The sequence below is a fragment of the Herminiimonas sp. KBW02 genome (genome assembly GCF_003852535.1).
Taxonomy (GTDB): domain Bacteria; phylum Pseudomonadota; class Gammaproteobacteria; order Burkholderiales; family Burkholderiaceae_D; genus Oxalicibacterium.
The window spans coordinates 1-1,846 of sequence record NZ_QAJP01000015.1 but is presented as its reverse complement, the minus strand read 5'-3'; the positions used below and the strand labels follow the sequence as shown (position 1 = coordinate 1,846).

Below are 1,846 nucleotides of genomic sequence, written 5' to 3'. Positions count from 1 at the left end.
AAAATAGCGTGCAACGCGCGTCTGAGTCGCGTGTCTCGTACGGCCGCCAACCAAGGTAAGGGCAAGGTATCAAGCTCAATCCAACGCCGCAATGCAAGAACCAAACACTGTTTGAGCAATGCTTCAGTCAGTACACGAGATCCTATTCCCGGTCGGGCTGACTCTGCCAACAGCATCACAAACTGGTCACGCAATCCGTCCCCCCCTCCAAAGCGTGCCACCAAGGGCATGTCCAGCGAGGTGAAAAGGTCTGATCCACCCACCAATTCCACACGGATTTCACCACATACCGTAACGATACCTTGCTGACCTTCACCAACGACAAGTGTCGGCACGGATTCGCGCGACGAAGCTCCACATAAGCTCACACGATGTTCGAGCTGCGCAGGTTCCTGCGAGGCGCTCTCGATACGATATGCAATCCCCGACGGTAAGAGCACGAAAGTGTGTGGTTCAAGTTGAATAGGTGGCGAACCATGGACAGTGAGCGTGCCGGCGCCTTCCAAGCAATAATGCAGGCTTGCCGACTGACAAGAGTCGAGACGCATTCCCCAACCATCACGAATATCGCAGACCGTGAAGTGGGTTACGCCAATATCAAGCGCAGCCAACAGGTGGTCTAAAACAATATACGGAGAGGAAGAGAACTCGGACATCTGGATACCTCGACGGTAATTTGAAAAAAGCGAAAATAAGACGAAGCTATTGTGCCAGCCCTGATGCAAGAGGTATACCGATTTCCAGCCACATTTTTCCATAAAAAATGGATGCAAATATCGGACATTGGGGCACCGATGGGATCAAACAAAAAACCAGAAATGGCTGCAGAATTAGATCGAACATTTAGATGAATTAGAACCATTTCGAGACCATGCAATACCTAAGTAAAGCTACGATGGCTGCTCTACCAACCTGAAGAAGAGCAAGCTATGCCGGACAGCGTCGTTCTCAATGTCAATAAGGTCATCTCTGTTAAATATTCATCGAAAACGTTGATTCAATAGGCTACGCCAGATATTTGGTGACATGCTGTCGCCTTTCATCAACCGCTACTTAAGCTCGAAATCAAATGATCGCCTTGCGCAGCACCTCCTTTTGCTACGGTGTCGTCACGCAGTCCTTTCACTGGCTCACTGCCATATTGATTCTTGCCAGCTATGCACTGAGCAAGGGTGACCGCTATTCGCTCTATTCTGCTGAAGCTGACGGAATCCGCAGGATTCATGAAACGCTTGGTGTACTTGTCGTCATTGTTGTCGTGCTGAGATTGCTATGGGGACTGATCGACGATACGCCTGATAAGCAACAAAAGCGGCGATGGATGACCGAGACCGCGAAATTCGTCCGCCTCGTACTTTATGCGCTTCTCATCTCGATTCCGGCCACGGCGATAGTCGGTACTTGGCTTGAAGGGATTCCTATCACCCTTATTGGATTCGATATCTGCCCTCAGATTGAGGAAGCTCATAGTCTGGGACAACTGATCATGAAAATACACATCATCCTCGGCGAAGCCATACTCTGGATCGCCGGCGCGCATGCTGCCGCAGCTCTTTTCCATCACTTTTATCTGCGCGACGAGGTCTTTAAGTCGATGATTCCGGGCGGATGAAAGATCAATCTAGATATGTACGTAAACGACATGGTGCTTTCTACGAATTTTAGTTAAATGTAATAGGGACTGCAGGAAGCTTGGACCTCAAACGCCAGCTCGGTCCGATATGCGAACATACGTCTGCAAGACCAGCTTATTTTTGGACGCCCCCCCCCATTCCAAACTGCGTAATCCTTCGAAAAAATACTCCCGAATCAATCATCCAAATATTTGGACGATTAAGAACCAATA

2 protein-coding genes are annotated in these 1,846 nt (G+C 49.1%); one reads left to right on the top strand and one right to left on the bottom strand.

Translation table 11 applies throughout. From position 1 onward, the window contains the following. Positions 1–656 (bottom strand): cupin domain-containing protein (locus DBR37_RS17080; RefSeq protein WP_148089231.1); only part of this gene is annotated, 656 nt, incomplete at its 3' end. A 413-nt stretch (positions 657–1,069) separates the two neighbouring features. Between DBR37_RS17080 and DBR37_RS17075 the strand changes: the two genes are divergently transcribed. Continuing rightward, a complete protein-coding gene (locus DBR37_RS17075) occupies positions 1,070–1,612 on the top strand; it encodes a cytochrome b (protein ID WP_124575673.1) in 543 nt (180 codons plus the stop codon). The last annotated feature ends 234 nt before the right edge of the window (positions 1,613–1,846 follow it).